The organism is Paenibacillus sp. FSL R10-2796 (assembly GCF_037965315.1).
In the GTDB taxonomy this organism is placed as follows: domain Bacteria; phylum Bacillota; class Bacilli; order Paenibacillales; family Paenibacillaceae; genus Paenibacillus_AQ; species Paenibacillus_AQ odorifer.
On record NZ_CP150178.1, the window covers coordinates 1431885 to 1447724 of the forward strand.

General features: G+C 42.4%; 34 protein-coding genes and 1 tRNA gene. All 35 read left to right on the top strand.

The window, feature by feature from the left end:
- Positions 1 to 87 precede the first annotated feature (87 nt).
- The 35 genes from NST58_RS06415 to NST58_RS06585 all read left to right on the top strand — a co-directional run bounded on the left by NST58_RS06415 (position 88) and on the right by NST58_RS06585 (position 15790).
- Positions 88 to 783: a Rha family transcriptional regulator gene (locus tag NST58_RS06415; RefSeq protein ID WP_076303886.1), complete on the top strand. Its 696-nt coding sequence runs from the start codon at positions 88 to 90 to the stop codon at positions 781 to 783.
- A gap of 25 nt (positions 784 to 808) precedes the next feature.
- Positions 809 to 1117 carry a hypothetical protein gene (locus tag NST58_RS06420; RefSeq protein WP_339246794.1) on the top strand — a complete coding sequence of 103 codons (309 nt, stop codon included), beginning with the start codon at positions 809 to 811 and terminating at the stop codon, positions 1115 to 1117.
- On the top strand, positions 1107 to 1580 hold the full coding sequence (locus tag NST58_RS06425; protein WP_339246796.1) for a hypothetical protein: 474 nt from the start codon (positions 1107 to 1109) through the stop codon (positions 1578 to 1580). The genes NST58_RS06420 and NST58_RS06425 overlap by 11 nt, the downstream gene beginning before the upstream one ends.
- Entirely contained in the window at positions 1570 to 1968 is a 399-nt protein-coding gene (locus NST58_RS06430) for a hypothetical protein (protein ID WP_036684313.1), read from the top strand. The genes NST58_RS06425 and NST58_RS06430 overlap by 11 nt, the downstream gene beginning before the upstream one ends.
- Positions 1968 to 2318: a hypothetical protein gene (locus tag NST58_RS06435; protein WP_339246797.1), complete on the top strand. Its 351-nt coding sequence runs from the start codon at positions 1968 to 1970 to the stop codon at positions 2316 to 2318. Before NST58_RS06430 ends, NST58_RS06435 begins: the two co-directional genes overlap by 1 nt.
- Before the next feature lie 18 nt (positions 2319 to 2336).
- A complete protein-coding gene (locus NST58_RS06440; RefSeq protein WP_339246800.1) occupies positions 2337 to 3329 on the top strand; it encodes a Lin1244/Lin1753 domain-containing protein in 993 nt (330 codons plus the stop codon).
- Positions 3326 to 3493, top strand: coding sequence for a hypothetical protein (locus NST58_RS06445; protein ID WP_339246803.1), 168 nt, complete (start codon positions 3326 to 3328; stop codon positions 3491 to 3493). Before NST58_RS06440 ends, NST58_RS06445 begins: the two co-directional genes overlap by 4 nt.
- A gap of 2 nt (positions 3494 to 3495) precedes the next feature.
- Positions 3496 to 3756 (top strand): hypothetical protein, encoded by a 261-nt coding sequence (locus tag NST58_RS06450; protein ID WP_076303890.1) that lies wholly within the window; start codon positions 3496 to 3498, stop codon positions 3754 to 3756.
- The gene (locus tag NST58_RS06455; RefSeq protein ID WP_175618927.1) at positions 3753 to 3911 is read left to right on the top strand and encodes a hypothetical protein; all 159 of its coding nucleotides are present in this window, start codon (positions 3753 to 3755) and stop codon (positions 3909 to 3911) included. The genes NST58_RS06450 and NST58_RS06455 overlap by 4 nt, the downstream gene beginning before the upstream one ends.
- Complete coding sequence (locus NST58_RS06460; protein WP_076144261.1) at positions 3895 to 4416, top strand: Holliday junction resolvase RecU; 522 nt, start codon at positions 3895 to 3897, stop codon at positions 4414 to 4416. Before NST58_RS06455 ends, NST58_RS06460 begins: the two co-directional genes overlap by 17 nt.
- A 94-nt stretch (positions 4417 to 4510) precedes the next feature.
- Positions 4511 to 4906, top strand: a complete 396-nt coding sequence (locus NST58_RS06465) for a replication terminator protein (protein WP_339246806.1) — start codon at positions 4511 to 4513, stop codon at positions 4904 to 4906.
- Positions 4907 to 4934: 28 nt separating this feature from the next.
- Positions 4935 to 5642 carry a hypothetical protein gene (locus NST58_RS06470; RefSeq protein ID WP_339246809.1) on the top strand — a complete coding sequence of 236 codons (708 nt, stop codon included), beginning with the start codon at positions 4935 to 4937 and terminating at the stop codon, positions 5640 to 5642.
- Positions 5643 to 5695: 53 nt separating this feature from the next.
- Positions 5696 to 6058: a hypothetical protein gene (locus NST58_RS06475; RefSeq protein ID WP_339246812.1), complete on the top strand. Its 363-nt coding sequence runs from the start codon at positions 5696 to 5698 to the stop codon at positions 6056 to 6058.
- Entirely contained in the window at positions 6030 to 6695 is a 666-nt protein-coding gene (locus tag NST58_RS06480) for an HNH endonuclease signature motif containing protein (protein WP_339246814.1), read from the top strand. Before NST58_RS06475 ends, NST58_RS06480 begins: the two co-directional genes overlap by 29 nt.
- A gap of 34 nt (positions 6696 to 6729) precedes the next feature.
- A complete protein-coding gene (locus tag NST58_RS06485) occupies positions 6730 to 6996 on the top strand; it encodes a hypothetical protein (RefSeq protein ID WP_339246817.1) in 267 nt (88 codons plus the stop codon).
- Positions 6997 to 7034: 38 nt separating this feature from the next.
- A complete protein-coding gene (locus NST58_RS06490; protein ID WP_339246819.1) occupies positions 7035 to 8210 on the top strand; it encodes a hypothetical protein in 1176 nt (391 codons plus the stop codon).
- A 187-nt stretch (positions 8211 to 8397) separates the two neighbouring features.
- Positions 8398 to 8808, top strand: a complete 411-nt coding sequence (locus tag NST58_RS06495) for a YopX family protein (protein ID WP_339246822.1) — start codon at positions 8398 to 8400, stop codon at positions 8806 to 8808.
- Entirely contained in the window at positions 8805 to 9161 is a 357-nt protein-coding gene (locus NST58_RS06500; RefSeq protein WP_339246824.1) for a hypothetical protein, read from the top strand. The genes NST58_RS06495 and NST58_RS06500 overlap by 4 nt, the downstream gene beginning before the upstream one ends.
- Positions 9155 to 9592 carry a hypothetical protein gene (locus tag NST58_RS06505; RefSeq protein ID WP_339246827.1) on the top strand — a complete coding sequence of 146 codons (438 nt, stop codon included), beginning with the start codon at positions 9155 to 9157 and terminating at the stop codon, positions 9590 to 9592. The genes NST58_RS06500 and NST58_RS06505 overlap by 7 nt, the downstream gene beginning before the upstream one ends.
- On the top strand, positions 9589 to 9816 hold the full coding sequence (locus tag NST58_RS06510) for a hypothetical protein (RefSeq protein WP_339246830.1): 228 nt from the start codon (positions 9589 to 9591) through the stop codon (positions 9814 to 9816). Before NST58_RS06505 ends, NST58_RS06510 begins: the two co-directional genes overlap by 4 nt.
- Positions 9813 to 10202: a hypothetical protein gene (locus NST58_RS06515; protein ID WP_339246832.1), complete on the top strand. Its 390-nt coding sequence runs from the start codon at positions 9813 to 9815 to the stop codon at positions 10200 to 10202. The genes NST58_RS06510 and NST58_RS06515 overlap by 4 nt, the downstream gene beginning before the upstream one ends.
- 3 nt (positions 10203 to 10205) lie before the next feature.
- On the top strand, positions 10206 to 10517 hold the full coding sequence (locus NST58_RS06520; RefSeq protein WP_339246835.1) for a hypothetical protein: 312 nt from the start codon (positions 10206 to 10208) through the stop codon (positions 10515 to 10517).
- The gene (locus NST58_RS06525) at positions 10510 to 10653 is read left to right on the top strand and encodes a hypothetical protein (RefSeq protein ID WP_178944294.1); all 144 of its coding nucleotides are present in this window, start codon (positions 10510 to 10512) and stop codon (positions 10651 to 10653) included. The genes NST58_RS06520 and NST58_RS06525 overlap by 8 nt, the downstream gene beginning before the upstream one ends.
- Positions 10654 to 10758: 105 nt before the next feature.
- Entirely contained in the window at positions 10759 to 10992 is a 234-nt protein-coding gene (locus tag NST58_RS06530) for a hypothetical protein (protein ID WP_076306095.1), read from the top strand.
- Positions 10993 to 11274: 282 nt separating this feature from the next.
- Entirely contained in the window at positions 11275 to 11835 is a 561-nt protein-coding gene (locus NST58_RS06535; protein ID WP_339246838.1) for a hypothetical protein, read from the top strand.
- Positions 11836 to 12135 carry a hypothetical protein gene (locus tag NST58_RS06540; RefSeq protein WP_339246841.1) on the top strand — a complete coding sequence of 100 codons (300 nt, stop codon included), beginning with the start codon at positions 11836 to 11838 and terminating at the stop codon, positions 12133 to 12135. It begins immediately after the preceding gene.
- Entirely contained in the window at positions 12132 to 12506 is a 375-nt protein-coding gene (locus NST58_RS06545; RefSeq protein ID WP_339246845.1) for a hypothetical protein, read from the top strand. Before NST58_RS06540 ends, NST58_RS06545 begins: the two co-directional genes overlap by 4 nt.
- Positions 12507 to 12751: 245 nt before the next feature.
- The gene (locus tag NST58_RS06550) at positions 12752 to 13159 is read left to right on the top strand and encodes a YopX family protein (RefSeq protein WP_143767721.1); all 408 of its coding nucleotides are present in this window, start codon (positions 12752 to 12754) and stop codon (positions 13157 to 13159) included.
- 15 nt (positions 13160 to 13174) lie between these two features.
- On the top strand, positions 13175 to 13351 hold the full coding sequence (locus tag NST58_RS06555) for a hypothetical protein (protein ID WP_339246847.1): 177 nt from the start codon (positions 13175 to 13177) through the stop codon (positions 13349 to 13351).
- Positions 13352 to 13648: 297 nt separating this feature from the next.
- On the top strand, positions 13649 to 13870 hold the full coding sequence (locus NST58_RS06560; RefSeq protein WP_339246851.1) for a hypothetical protein: 222 nt from the start codon (positions 13649 to 13651) through the stop codon (positions 13868 to 13870).
- A 44-nt stretch (positions 13871 to 13914) separates the two neighbouring features.
- Positions 13915 to 14436: a sigma factor-like helix-turn-helix DNA-binding protein gene (locus NST58_RS06565; protein ID WP_305953685.1), complete on the top strand. Its 522-nt coding sequence runs from the start codon at positions 13915 to 13917 to the stop codon at positions 14434 to 14436.
- 161 nt (positions 14437 to 14597) lie between these two features.
- Positions 14598 to 14882, top strand: a complete 285-nt coding sequence (locus NST58_RS06570; RefSeq protein WP_076208597.1) for a hypothetical protein — start codon at positions 14598 to 14600, stop codon at positions 14880 to 14882.
- Positions 14883 to 14907: 25 nt separating this feature from the next.
- Positions 14908 to 14980 (top strand) — tRNA-Ile (locus tag NST58_RS06575).
- An 18-nt stretch (positions 14981 to 14998) separates the two neighbouring features.
- Positions 14999 to 15151 carry a hypothetical protein gene (locus tag NST58_RS06580; protein ID WP_339246857.1) on the top strand — a complete coding sequence of 51 codons (153 nt, stop codon included), beginning with the start codon at positions 14999 to 15001 and terminating at the stop codon, positions 15149 to 15151.
- 120 nt (positions 15152 to 15271) lie between these two features.
- Positions 15272 to 15790: a hypothetical protein gene (locus tag NST58_RS06585; protein WP_339246860.1), complete on the top strand. Its 519-nt coding sequence runs from the start codon at positions 15272 to 15274 to the stop codon at positions 15788 to 15790.
- The last annotated feature ends 50 nt before the right edge of the window (positions 15791 to 15840 follow it).

Genomic DNA, 15840 nt, shown 5'->3' on the forward strand with positions numbered 1-15840 from the left:
ATTCAGCGATTAAATATCGGATACCCTAGCGACTCCAATAACGCGAAAGATAGGAGATCAGCTAGGAGTAAAGGGAGGTAGCGATTTATGCATAAACAAATTGTTAAGGAGCCAGTTACAATTGACAGCCGTGAAGTAGCAGACATGATGGGTAAACGTCATGACCATCTTTTATCAGACATTCGGAGATATGCAGAGATTTTGGACTCCCAAGATCTCGGGAGTCATCAATTCTTCATTCCAAGCCATTATCTCAATGCACAGAACAAAGAACAGCCTAATTACCTCTTGACTCGTAAAGGTTGCGATATGGTAGCCAATAAAATGACAGGAGAAAAGGGTGTGCTCTTCACAGCTGCTTATGTGACTAAATTCGAAGCTATGGAAGAAAAGATCAAGAATCCATTCGCTGGGGCTAGTAAAGAATTACAAGCAATTCTAATGCTGGATATTCGAACTAAAGAAATGGAAGACCGGGTAGAGCATTTAGAAAACCGAACAACGATTGATTACGGGCAGCAACGAACACTAAAAAAGGCAGGGAACAAACGAGTTCTAGAAATCGTGGGTGGAAAGAAATCAGCAGCCTATAAGGATAGCAGCCTTCGGACGCAAGTATATTCAGCGCTGTGGAATGAATTCACTGAGTTCTTTGAGATCAATTCATATAACAACACATTCATTAAAGATTACGATCGTGCGCTTCACTACGTTCCACATTGGAATCCACCCAACAACCTAATGAGACAGATTGAACAAGCAAATGGTCAAATGTTGTTTTGAACTCATCAAGAATAGGAGGGATCTTATGGACAAGCATACAGTTGTTGCGGATCTTCGCGAAGAGGTTGCATTTTGGAAGACAGTTGAAGATGATGCGTTGTTACGAGGTGGCGAGATTGATTTCAGTATCTATTTATTTGCTGCTAGAATTCGGCGCGGATGTCAGGATCAGCTACTGAAAGTCTGGGATGAAATCGCCTTAGACAAGTTCCGAAATGGCCGATTAAATGAAAAACAGCCCACCGGGGTAGGAGCCGGAAGGCTAGACACGTGCACAACAAATTCAATTACGGTCAGTTTATCAGGATTTGGAGGAAAAAGCAATGCAAGCTAAAGATTGGAATTTACCTATGGTAGATGTAACTGGGCGGATATATGAGGTTACAATCCAATCTACAAGTTTATTTAATGCAGTTTTATCTATGCATAAACGCCAACCCTATGCCGATCCCATCCTTGATGGGATGGATTTCACGGCTCAAGAACGTGCAGCAATAGATCACTCTAAATATGTAAAGGACATGCGTGAAGAGTCGCTAGACCTTGTTTTAGAAACGATGAATTATCCAGAATGGATGAGAACTCCAGAACAAAGGAGAAGAGACTTTTTAGAGCGTCAGATACAGCGTGAGAAAGTAACTACAGGCTGGACCAACGGTAATTTTAAATGTCTAGCCTGCGAGACAGTTATTCCTGAAGGGAAGGTACATCTATCAGCCCATGGCGGTCATATCTGTAATTATCATTGCTTCGGCAACAAATTAATAAGAGATCGAGTGAAATCAGATGGACATTGATATTAAGCAGTATATCAAGGACATCAGAAAATTGCGTGCTCAGGCTGACGCATACGATGACAATGCTCCTGGAGCAATCATGGAAAAAATACGCCTGCTTACAGCTGCTCACATGCTTATTGGACGAGTGTCGGCTGTTAGAGACGGTGAGCATGCTCGTATCTATGCAGCCCGTAAAATAGCTTATGCCAAAGCTAGGAAGGAAGCAAAGCGCGGAGAGAAAGAGATAGCCGGCGATCTTGCTATTGAGGACTTGCGAATGGTTGAGGCTACAGCTCTTGAAGAAAAGATGATGTGGAAGAATGAGTTTTCTTCTCTCCGTGAGTACATTTATGAACTCAGATTAAGAGTACGGGTTGATATGAACACATTAGGAGGTGGGGATTAATGAAAGACGAATCTGCCATGAAGGTTTTAGAAGCAACGGCTATTAGGAGACGGTTGAGAACACTATACGCCGAACATAAAAAAGGTTCGAAGCTTACTCAGAAACGAAAAAATAAAATAGAAAAAGAAATTTTTGAGTTGCAACAAAAAATGAAATCTCTTAATAAAACCTACCAGCCTAAACTTAAGCTTCTTAATCCTAAAACTCTGCACAAACAAAGATCACCTGGAAATTGTATTAACCCTAAGTGTCGGAAAAAGATACCAATCGGACAAGCAGTTGTTAAATACGGTCATAAGGGGTTGTGCTGCGATTATAAGTGTCTGATTGGTGCGATGAATGGAAGCTAAGGAAAGGGGTCTGACATCATGGCAAGGCCATTAAAAGAAGGCCTAGACTATTTCCCATTGGATATTGATTTTGATCAGGATGATAAATTAGTTGTCCCAATAGCTAAATATGGAATGCAGGGACTCGGAGTTATCGTAAAAATTATGATGAATATTTATCGCAATGGATATTTTTATCCCTGGGAGGAGCGTGAACACTATGCCCTTTCCAGTAAGGTTAATGCTGACATTAACACTGTAAAAGAGATCGTAAATGAATGCATAAACTGGGGATTCTTCAATGAAAATGTATACAAAAATTACAAGGTGTTGACATCAAGAGGGTTCCAGAAAAGATATATTGAGGCAGCGAAAAGACGTAAAGAAGTAACTTTATTTGAAGGTCATTTACTCATTGATCCGTTAGAAGAAAGTAAGAAAGTATCACACTCAATCGTGATCGTCAGTGCTGAAAGTACACCAGTTAATGTTTACATTAATCCCGACAAACAAGGGAAAATGTCAGCAGAAAGTACACAAAGTAAAGTAAAGGAAAGTAAAGGAGAGGAAAGTAAAGAAAAAGAAAGTGAAATAAAACCAATAGAGATAGAGGTGCCTCTGCCAGTTAATCCGTTCCGGATGTTTGAAGCTGAAGGGTTTGGCACAATCAGTTCTGTGATATCTGATCAGCTTAATGACTTTATAAATGACTATGGCGAAAGATGGCTATGCGAGGCTATGCGTACTTCGATAATTGCTGGCAAGCGAAATCTTAGTTATGTTCGTGCCATTCTAAAACGATGGAAATCCGAAGGCATAGACGAGCCATGGACAAAGGAGAAAGAACTACGAAGCAATCCTTCTAGTAATAGTTATAGGAATGGGCGGGGTGGGCAAAGTGGGAAACCACAAATTGAAATTACTAAGAACCCCGTTGCTCCTCCTACACAAGAAGAAATCGAACTTCATGAGAAGTCCATGGCTGAGCTTCTTGATAAAAGAAAACGAGCTGAGGAGGAGAAAAGACGTTGAAATTTCTAAACTGGAAGACTGACACTGAGCTTCTGCAGATAATCAACAATGACTCTCTAGATTATGACATACGGATTCACGCCACCATGGAGCTTATAGCCAGAGAAAAAATTAAAAAACTCATAATGGTGCTCGTCGATCGTAGACGTTCAGAGGCGTGGTGACTATGACTGCTGCTGAACGCCGGGAGAAATACTTGCTAAATGAATTCGATAGAATTTTTGAATCCTTGGAATATCGACTTTTTGAACATTTGGCAGCAGCTGACCATATCGTAGCTAAAATTATTTCAGAGGCATCAACTGCAGGTGTTGGGTTATCAACTAGTCAAAAAGTTGTACGGGCAAAGATTGAGGACATGATTGACCAAATAGCTGAAAAACGTGAATTAGAATCCCCAAAAAGAGCGAGGAAAGATTCGAAATGACACATTACGAGGTTGGTAAGAAATATAAAAAGATCGTAACAGTTGCAAAAATGCATGAGGATGCCCCGAGCGTACTAATGATTGATGATATGCGTTATGTACTTGATCCGCCGCGGACTCCTAGAAAGGGTGGTAAAGATGGCTCAAGGAAATAGAGGTGCAGCTTTTGAAAACTTAATTAATTTCACAAATGAATCCTATGAACATAGAGAATTAGCCGTCATCAATAAGCGATCAACGCCAGTAAAGGTAACAAAGAGTAAAGGAACAAAAGTACTTGCTGGATTCTTTGAAGCTAAATCAACTGTTGATTACGATGGCATCTATCGTGGAAGAGCTGTTTTTTTCGAAGCTAAGTCAATCCAAGAGCTTGATAGATTTGACCTAAAAAAGGTTGAGGATCATCAGTACGAACATTTAGAGAAGTGTCATAAGTTCGGAGCTCTATGTTTCGTACTAGTCGAGTTTAGAAAACAACGTAAAACATACCTTTTACCCTTCACAGCATTACGTGCATACAAGGTTGAGGCTTCCAGGGGCGGACGTAAAAGCATGACATTAGATAACTTCGAGATTGACGCATTTGAAGTTAGGACAGGCCGTGTTCCTCTTGATTATTTGGCTGCAGTAGATAAAATCTGGTTTGCGGAAACGGCATAGACCCCGAGTATGATAGGGGATCGGGCACCTCCATAGCAAAAAATAGAACTGATGTACCCATATATACAAATTTTAGATAATGGAGGATTTAAATATGAGTAAAGAAATTAACTTTAATAATCTAGCTGAGGGTGCTGTCGGTGAACGTCTGAACATTGAAATGCAAAAACTGGCCGCTAACGTTTTGGACCCAAACACTAATTGGAAGAACGTTCGCAAGTTAACGCTGACCATTGCAATAAAGCCTAATGAAAAGCGAGAGATAGGGTCTGTTGATATTGATGTGAAAACAGCATTGGCACCAGCGAAGGGCGTATCAACAACAATTATCTTCGGAATGGATAACGAAGGTAAAGCGCAGGCAGCGGAACTTGTGTCCGGCGTTAAGGATCAGATGATGATCGATAATGACGGGGATGTAGCTGACGATAGAGGTAACAAAGTTAATCAAGTAGAGCAAAAGGAAAGTAATGTAGTTAATTTCAAATAATCTATTTATCCCTTAGGAGGAATCATTCATGTTAAAAGAAGCATTTCAATATATCGTCGGGCTTGGTAATAAAGGAATTATACCAGTCGGAGGGCAAACTTATGCTACCGGAAATTTGGAATTAGTCGCGGAGGCAACTACAACAACCCTCAAGGTTCGCAATTTATCCGGAATCGTAGAGTACATCCAAAATGATTATGACCAGCAACCTCCGGTGTTAGTTCATATCGAAAGCCCAACAGAAGTTAGGGTCTTGAGTACATTTAACCGGGACAAGCGTCGTAACGTACTTGTCCAAGCCGAAGCGTTGTTACCAAGTATTCCCTTCAAGAGTTTTTTATCAGTCGAAGAATTCAATATCCTCCTGCAATCATGCTTTGTTCAGAGCGCGGATCGCGACACTCTGCTAAAAGTAGTAGGGAATATCAAAGAAGATAACGTGAAAACCACTGGAGATGATGGTATCTCCCAAAGTGTTACCGCGAAAACAGGTATCACAGCGGTAGCAGATGTTAAAGTCCCTAATCCAGTGACGTTAAAACCGTTCCGCACCTTTGTTGAGATTTCACAACCAACTTGTGATTTTGTCTTCCGCATGCAGGATGGTCCACGAGCTGCGTTGTTTGAAGCAGATGGAGGAGCTTGGAAGTTGCAGGCAATGGCAGACATCAAAGAATATTTAATGCAATCACTTAAAGAAGATATTGAATCTGGAAGAGTATTCATTATCGCTTAACAAAACATACTGGGGCGGCTTCGGCTGCCCCATCTTAAAAGGAATGATCCTAATTGCCAAACGGAAAAGGATACTTCACTAAAAATGAAATGATGGATACCGGAGCATCGTGTTTTATTCCTGATGCTACTGGTTCATTAACGGGCAGATGGTACGGATCACTGCCAGCGGATGGAATAGTATTAACCCGTAAACGTTGCGCTGATCTGGGCGCACCAGTTAAAGATCGCGAAGATCCAGTGGCCTTCATTTATCGAGTAGAAATCAAAGATGATTACAGGTACGTACCTTTTTACCATAGACAAGCTCACGAAATTAATCGAAGGAAAACAAACTACTTAGAAGAAAGAGTACTTCTACGGAGAGCAAACGAGGAGGTGGGTAAATGTGACCCATCAAACATTTTGGAAGCCTAAGAAAGAAGAGAAACCTAAGAAGACAAACAGCCTAGGGCAGCGCAAGAAGGAGAAGAAAGAGGTATCTCCTTTGAAGCAAAAGATATTCGCAGAACACAAGCCAGGTAAAAGTTCAAAACAGCGCTGTGAGTTTCCAGCGGCAGTAATTAAGGAATTGATTGCAGAGGCTGACGGTAAATGTTCACATTGTAAAACTGCCCCAGATACAACAACACATCACGTCATGCCGCGAGGACGCAAGGGCAGAGGGGTTAAAACAAACGGCTTACGCCTTTGTGGAGTGTGTCATGACATTATCCAAACGGATGAAGAGCTCTTGCAATACTGGATTTCAGTATTTTGGAACAAGTACGGCGATTACTTCTGGTTTGATGAACAAGACTGGGACGAACACAATCATAAACTAAATAAACAACTTGAGTTGGAGAAAGCAAGGGATGAACGGCTTCAGCAGATTGAACCCATAGCGGATCTAATCGCAACGGCAGCCGGTAGGGATCTCCGAGTAAAGGAAATTAGATTACTGGAGTCTTTAGAAACTAAGGACTTAAATACCTTTACTGGAATGTTTACTGATGCTCTTAATGGCTATGCTGCTCAGGGATCTTACCATCCTAATGACCGATTTGAAGATTAAATAATTCATATAACAACGAGAGGCGATTATTTTAATGACCGAAACAGAACAGCGTAGACACTTCCAGAGGATTAAATCCCTGAGTAACGATAAGTTTTGGCGCTACATGAATGTACTGCATACCCGAGCTTATACCAAGGCAGAAAACCATTATCAAGAGGCTATGGATATCGTATTAACCCCCAAGCAAAAAGCAGCAGTAGTTGCTAAGGCTAATGAGATTCGAGAGTTATGGGATGGCATGCCATCAATCACGTTAGATGCTACAGAGGATGCAGAAATGCGAGAGTTGGGAGTTTAATACAAATTCGGGTATAGGCCGTAAGGAGAGAGCGAGAAATGATCAATAAAGAAATGTATTTCGAAGACAATCTTGCTTCGCAGGGAACAAGTTTTTATCTAAGAGATGAATCAGATAATGCCTCGGCTGTTATGGGTCTTATTTTTGAAAAGATGAAACTGCGAGGATGGCTCATTCAGACAGATCAGCGTATTTTAAGAGATTACGCTTGTTTGGCAAAAGACCACTTTGAGGGGCATAAAGGCGATCTTAAGTTTAAGGCTGAAAAATACCGCATGGGATTCAAAATTGAATTTTTCCAAGAAATTAACACAGTCAATAGAAGCGGCGGTTACTATGATTTCGATAAATTAAAGCTCATGCCATACTTGCTTCGCTTGTCATTTCTAACTGAATTAAAACACATCAAAGAAACGTGCAAGGCAGATGGGTATCTGGATCAATCCAAGCCGGTTACAGTCAGGGCTTTTGATAAAGTGATGGACCACATTAAAAGCTCATGCCATTACAAAGAAGGTAAAGAATTACCGGAGTACGAGGTACCAAGTTACAACAGCAAAGATAAAGACGGGAAACGCATCCGGAATGGAGAAGTTAAGTATTTCAGAGATCGTAAAGGATGTTTACAGCGCGGTATCGTTTATCACAATATCAACAACATGTGGTGGGTGATCTTGCACGAATACAGATATAGAAACATTGCTAGTTTTGAATTCTTCGATTTAGACAGTGAGGAAAACCGCCAACCAAAATTAATTAAGAAATCAGGACATCACAAACCAGCAGCTCGCATTAAGTTTAGTGGTCCTGCTACAGATCAGATTAGCAAAGAATGTAAGGAAATCGGTAAAAAGGGGCGTCTCTTGAAAGCGAACCAAATGCTTGAGAAGCTTTACAAATTTGATTGGACTTCAAGACATTTTGTCTTCGAGATCAAAGAGAGCGGACGTTTAGGACTTATTGAAATCGAAAGCAAAGCATGGGGAACCCATAAGGTACATGAGAATCCAATAAGGCTTAGTTTATATGGACGGACGTTACCAATGTCCGGTACAGAAAGCTATTGGGTAAAGGCTCTGAGAGAATACGTGGTTCATGGCAAACGAACGATTACAGAATGGTTTTGTAAGGATAGCAACGGGCAGGGACCAGACGCACATTACTGGCCGGAAGTTCGGAAGATAGCCTGGGAAATAGGAGCATTAGCATCTTAATGACCAAAGAGAATTGAGGATTAACCACCCTCTACCTCCCCGAATAATAAAACATATAGTTGAGTCCAATGAAAAAGAGAATTAATAGAGCAATTGTCACTATACCAAGCCAGATAAGTACCTTGCGATTCATCAATGATCACCTCATGGAATTTTCATAATTATACCATAAGGAGGCATAACCAGTATGAGCAGAGCCATTAAGTTTCGCGGTAAGTCGAAAGAAACAGGCCAATGGGTGTTTGGATGTTTGGTGCAGGTAAGTAGTGCCGGATCTTTGGCAATAGCCACTCTAGATAATAAAGGACACCTTAAGCTGCATGAAATCATCAAGGGAACTGAGGGGCAGTACAGCGGCATAAATGACCGGAATGACCTTGAGATCTATGAGAGAGATATATGTAAAGCCGAAGAAATGTTATTTCCCCTTTCTGGTACTAGGACAGGGATCGTGAAGTTTTATGATGGTTCATTTCTGCTTGAAAATATGGACGGTAAGGACGGAGACTACCTATTTAGTGAAACGGCTGAAACTACGATCATCGGAAACATTCACGACAATCCGGAATTGCTCGGAGGAGAGGCGGCGAATGCATGAGCGAAGCAGGAAAAGTTTCCTTACCCAGCATGACACCAGAACAGCTTGCATTGCTCAAAGCAGATATAAAATCTGAAATCCTAAGAGACCTAACCAAGCAGGATTTAAGAGTGAGCCACTCTGCGGCAAAGAGTCCTTTAGCTGATCTATACGCTAAGTATAAAGGCCCATTATATGAAAAATTCGGCGTTGGTGTATGGGCGCAAGTATGGGAGGCGATACGCAAACTGGCAACATTCCGGGCTGGGCATAGATATATCCGAGAACTACTTCCAAGCGAAGAAGTGGAAGCAGCAGAATTTGCAGAAGGGCTATTAATTCAATTACTTGGTGAGGGGGAATCTCAATGCTGACACCAGAACGGATAGAAGAGATAAAAGAAGATGCTGCTCACGAAATTAGCGAAGGATATGGACACGATATATCAGATATAACCTACGAAGAAGTATTGGGGTTGCTGGCTGCTCTAAAAGAGTCACAACAACGTATTGGGAAACTCGAACTGTATGTTAAGTCACTTGAATTCAACCGCGAGGATACTCAAAAACGTGCTAATGAGAAGTTAAGAGAACGCGACACTAAGTTAGCAGAGGCACAGCAGACCATAGCCCGACAACAGGAGGCGCTTGAATCAGCAAGAAACACAATGGAGGATGCTCTATCCGTAGGCGAGGCACGGTACAAAGATTTTGACACACGGTTATGTCCGTGGGCGGATCTATCGGATGGCGTAGAAAATATAGAGGCAGCCCTAGGAAATAAGGAAGGGAGCAACAAGGCATGAGCCAAGAAAAGCCAATCGTAATAACGGTTTTGGTCAAGGGCGGTGAATACGACACTATAGGTATCCTGCCAAGTATGATCGGACCATTAGCAGAAGCAATTCGCAATAAAGGGTATGAGGTTGCTCATCTGCCTAGTAAGTCAATAGAGGTTGAAGGCATCCTAATAACGGGGAAAGGGATCGGTGAGCGAGTTATCATGCTCGGAATGGAGGGAGCCCAATGACACAGGTAAAGAATAAGACAAACCAGCAGCTTAACATGGTGCTGGCGGAGTTGATGGGGTACAAAGTAAGACTGAAAGGAAGCTGCTATTGGCTAGTAAATCCAACAGGAGAGGAATCTGCAAACCCCTTCGGTAGAAACTCTGAGGAAATAGCGTGGACTTGGGTGCCAGACTATTGCACCGACCCTGCTGCCATCCTAGAGGTACAGGCAAAGGCGCTTGAATTGAATTACAAGGCGTATATTGACCATTTGGATGAGTTCGTAAACACTGATGAACTCACGATATGTTCAGAACCAAGCTATAGAGCTATAGCAAGTTTGTTGCTCGCCAGCCCCCGAGAGAGGGCAGAGGCGGCATATATCACGCTACAGGGGGCGAGGTAGTATATGTACTATTTACGCAAGGAGCCAGAGGAAAAGACGATTCCGCCCATTCCTCTAACTAACGGTAACATCATCCCAGAGCGGAAATTCATGAGCGACGATCGGGCAGTATACAAGGCCCACGAATTCTCTCGCTTCTATCGAGGAGGATTTAAAGGGATTGATGGGCGCTACCAAGGTATGAAGGTGTACACCTGCAAGACGCTTAAGCGCATCCTTGAGCTGAGAGAGTCCACGCTCAGGGCCACCAATGAGCTGTTTGATGTGTACGACGAGACCGGAAAAGTAGATGTGAAGGAGAAAAACAATGAATAAGACTTGTCCTGACTGTAATGGTAGAGGTTATACCGATTATGGAGATTGCGATACTTGTGCTGGAGAAGGCGAGGTATATATTTCAAAAGCGGCACAGTACGAAGAAACGGACGAAGGCCATCGTCCGACAGCATAACCCCAGGCTTTAGCCGGGGGCCGAACCAGATCATTAAGGGAGTAGGAGTATCCCTCCTCTCCCAAAGGCAGAGTAAAACAAACTATAAAGGAATGGTGATAGGTAATGGCTAGAATAGTTGAACCAAGACACGACACAACAGGAAAGCTTATACAGGAGCATGATGTGTTGAAGGACGAAGAGACTGGAGAAATGGCGCTAGTTGTCCAAGCGAAGAATAAGGCGGGTGTAAGAGGTCTGGCGGTTGAAAATAAGATCATTGGTCTAGGGGATTGGCTGGATGTTTATCCAGATGGTGTCTGGACTATCGTGGGGAACGCTGGAACTTTGATTGTATAAAGCACAGTACGAAGATACAGGGACAGAGAGGGTTAATAGCCCTCCTCTCCCACAAGGAGGATGTAACGTGAAACTGAAATATACATGTCCACACTGCAGGATTAAATCTTACTCAAAACTTTGGAATGCCGAGACAATGAAAAAGTACGGAACATACTCAGATGAAATTTGCGAGATTCAACAAAGGGAAAACAATTCATTTCACATTTGCCCTAATCCAGAGTGCAGAAAAGAGTCAGAAATGTTTAAAGGTGATTTGATCAAGATCGGGGAGGAAGACCAATGACACAAAGGGACTGGCAAAAGGATATGGCGCTGATCATACGCGAAGAGGAACGATGGGAAGTACTAGGTAGTGTCCCGAATGAATTGCACATTGCTTCCCACTGGCTACAAGAAGCTGAGAAATGGCGAAAGGAAGCGTTCAGGAAGTATCCAACACCAGAAGCGTATGAAGCAGCGTGTACAGCTTTAGAAAAGCATAGAGGCCGTGCAGACGCAGCAGAGGCAAGAGAACAACAACTGAAAGCATTTGTGGAAAAGCTTCGAGAAGAAAACAGCGCTCATGACTTCTACTACGGAGGAATTCACGAGGAATGTAACGATATTTTATCCACCCTTTACCCAGATACCCCAGCACCCACACCAGAGATCAAACAACAATTTGCCGCAAGACCATTAGACGAATGGCATGAAGAAATGGGAGATATGCTGTGGTGGATGTTTCCGATTCAGGAACCGCCATATTGCGGCAATCCACTGGATTCCGATTGGTCTGATTGTTATACGCACTGGACACCAATCGTGATTCCAACAGCCCCAGCACCCAAGGAGGGAGAATAGATGCCACACTGGTTAGATGTTTACCCACATGAGGTGCATGCTTCCGTCATTCTTAAAAACGATAAAATTAAGATTTGGAAAGTCGGAGAACGGAAGCTTAGCGGTAGTTATAAGATCGACGATCTGAAAACCCAACATCCCAAGTATAGTTACCACGAAATAACATGGGCGGTCAACAATCAAGATGAGCATAACGCAGTCTTTGCTAAACATGCACGGGAATGGTACAGACAATGGCAGCACGCAGATGAGTTTAAAGGGTTTCATGCTTATAAGGTTGAGGAAGGAGCTAACCAATGACACTCACAAGGGAAGAGATACTGGCTATGGAGCCGGGACGTAAGCTGGATGCCCTTATCGAAGAACACATTTTCAACGTTGATTTATCGGGGTTCCAATGGGCGCGTGTAGGAAACAGTATGTTCAAAAACACGGATGGTTCTGTAACTTGGATTGACATATCTAGGTATTCCGAAGACATATCCGCAGCATGGATAGTTGTAGAGAAGATGAGGAACCTTGGATTCAACTTAAACTTATATGTACACCAATCCGGCTACTCTATTGTATACCCATCGACAGCCAGTGGACTTGCATTTGAAGAGGTTATGTGTAAAACAACTCCTGATGCAATTTGTAAGGTAGCACTATTGGCAGTACTGAACTTATAACGGTCGTCAGGCCTCCGATTCGACCGCATTACTTAGCGACAGCGGAGGCCGCAGGGCTGGATGAACTTATAAGGGGGCTGAGACACATGAAAAATACGTGGGAAACGTTTAAAACTCTCTGTGCAATGTTGGTTATAGGTTTTGCAATACATGAATTGTTGATCGGCGTAGTGCATGCAGATCCGGTGTACTGGATTAATTGGTAATTTAGGGGGCTGAGACCCCAATCAAAGGAGACGATCAGATTGAGCAGAGTCCCAAAATATCGCGCGTGGTACAAACCATTAGGAGTCATGATTCAGCCGGAAAATCTGGTAATGATCAACTTCGATACTAAAGTATTGGGCGTATACATGGAAATGGACGGAAAGGGATACCACGTACTGAGGATGTCGGATTTCGAACTAATGGAGTATACCGGATTAAAGGACAAAGACGGTCAGGAAATATGCAATGGTGATATAGCCGAAGGAGAACATGCGACTTACTTAATTTCTTGGGACAGCGAAAAGGCTCAATTTAAGGTGAAGGTTATTAAAACGAAGTCCGTACTCATAAAAAATGCTTCATTCCCTCTATGGCAGTACGTTGAAGAGGATGGAAAATGTAGATTCAATATCATAGGCAATGAATTCGAGAATCTAGAGGTATAAGGGGGAGAAGAGGATATGAGGCAAACAGTAGAAATCGGTAAAGAACAAGCCAAGAAGTTGGGCGAAATTATGGAGATGATCGCGGATTCTGGTGTGGATTCCATTACACGAAATGAAGCAGCCGAGCATTGCATTGATTGGGTATGGGGTATGGTGAAGAAGAACAGTATGAAGATCAGACCTAAATCATAGGCTGCAGGTCATCGAGTCAGACCGAATAATCCCAGTGATAACGGGGGCCGGATAAGGTTAACATAATCTGCTCCCCATAAAGAGAGGAACAAGACACTATGATCAATTGGATAAAGTATGACCCGGAAAATCCGCCGAAAGAATCCGGCCATTATATCGTCTTAGAGGACGGGGATTGCATATGGACAGCAGACTATAATAACCAAACAAAGGTATGGAGAGACGATCATAACTTTATTGAACTACATGAGGTCACTCACTATGCCCATATCAACCTTCCGAGGGAGGGTACAGACAATGAGATACAAGGACATTCAAAAAGCATTGTCGGACGGGCATAGACAATATATTTTTACTGCAAGCCCTGGAGAGCCTGTAAATGTACTGGCGTGGGGTCCGAGCTGGGTTAGATTCAAAGATCCGTATAACACATATCCTATCAGTACAAATATGAAGATGTTTTCTATGTTGGTAGAAGGTATTTATACAGAAAAAAGCCCTGAAGCGTCAGGGCAATAGCAGCTTTTATCCTCGACCAAATTATACCACAAAGGGGAATGAGGATGAACATCGCCAATAGCAAGGCTCCTGTAGTGAAGGTAACGGACTTAGGTCCAGCAACTGCCCTAAACTATCAACTCTCCCTCAAAGGCGCGGAGCGAGCATACAGGAAGGCTGACGCTGATGATAAAAAGGTAATCTCCGGAATGGTGTCAGATTGTGAATTTGCTATAGAGTGGTTAAGCACTGGAAGAAGACCGGGAAATAAGAGAGGAATTGAACGTAGAGCTGGTTATGAGCGAGAAATACTACTTGATCCAATACGAATGCAGGCTTTCGCTAGTGACTCAAAAGCGGGAAGCCCCGCCAATCTTTCGGACGAACAACGGTTTCAACTAGAATTCGCACTAAATCAATTAAGCGAACGGGAACGAGAATGTTATACCCTAGCACATGGGCAGTGCATCCCACATTCTGAAATAGCCAAGATGCTCGGCATTACCTACGGCAGCGTTAGCGAATATATTCAACGAGCGCAGCGTAAGATTAGCGATACCGTAGAGAATTCCCTGTTTTTTGTCTAGTAAACGCCCACTATATATAGGAGGAACCTATTAACGGTTGGACTCTTATAATGAATGACGTGTAAAACCCCACGCCAGCCGATGAGCTCACGGTTAATTGAGCTCGACCAAATAAAGGAATATGTCACCTTTTGTTGAATTAGATGACAGGAGGCGATTGTATGAGTAAAGTAGATCAGGTCAAAAAGTTATTCGATGGTAAAGGGTTAATTGATATAACGATTTGGACGGATGATGGTGAAGTAGTCAAAGCGGGAGTTCGTCATGTTGTTGATTATAAACTTGATGGAAACCACCTTATACTTCCTGAGTATGGTAAGAAGGGTGAAATCACCGAGGAAGGTGTAGAAGAGGTGTCTAATAACTCCGCTAAAATTAATTTTAGAGACATCGATTCTAACCTAATTGTCTTACACATCAATAAGAGAATATCTAAAGAATCCTAGTCGCCGGTAGGCGGCTTTTTTATTTACTCCCTTAAATTAGGGGTAAGAGTTCCGAGCTTATATCTCGGCGGCCGCTGGTTCGATTCCAGCAGGGAGTATAGAAACGGGGGTGACTCATGGAATATGTACTGGTTGCATTTAGAATCATCGGAAGTATAGGCATGGGATATTTACTCTTCAAATCAAATACAGCGCGTGGTAAGAAGGATTGGAATGAAGCTTTTTATTGTTTGGCATTTGCTGCTGTGGCAGCGATTATCCTAAATTAATACCTGCCCATAATCTAAACCCAAAAAGCTGCAGAGGTGACGGCGAAGTAAGGTACATGGGTAAATAATAGCAGGAAAATATTCCCCGGTAGTCGAAATATTTGGTTAGGAGGGGATTGAATGACAGTAGAAATAAATTGGGATGCAGTAGCGGCTTCAGGATCGATCGTTTTTAGTTTTTTTCTCTTGATCGCTTCTGTTAAAGCTGCAAAAGCGGCGGATAGGAGTGCTTTAGCTGCTGAGGAGAGCCTCAAATTTAACGAGAGACAAAACGTTATGCAGGAAAAAGAAAGAGAAATTATGAGTAAGGTGTATCAAGAAAGGTATAGAAATGATGCCATTTACATCCATAATGTATTGTCTGGGATTGCTTCAGGAGCGCCTAATAAATTGGCGATAAAGAAAGCGAAATTAATTACACTTCCATCGCCTTATGAATTTGCTCAATTCTTCAATGAAACGCAGATCGATGCATTACCAAAAATAATTAAAGTGTTCGATAAACACTATAGTGATTTTTGGTTTGATAATGACACAGATGACTTTACTTTTTCACATTATGAACTTAATTCAGGCCCTATCAAAACTATGGCGTTTGGTGTTGCTAATGAGGTAGAGCAATTGATAAAAAAAATTTAGCACCTTAGGGTGCTTTTTTCATGCCTTAAATACGGGGGTGGTGATAATGT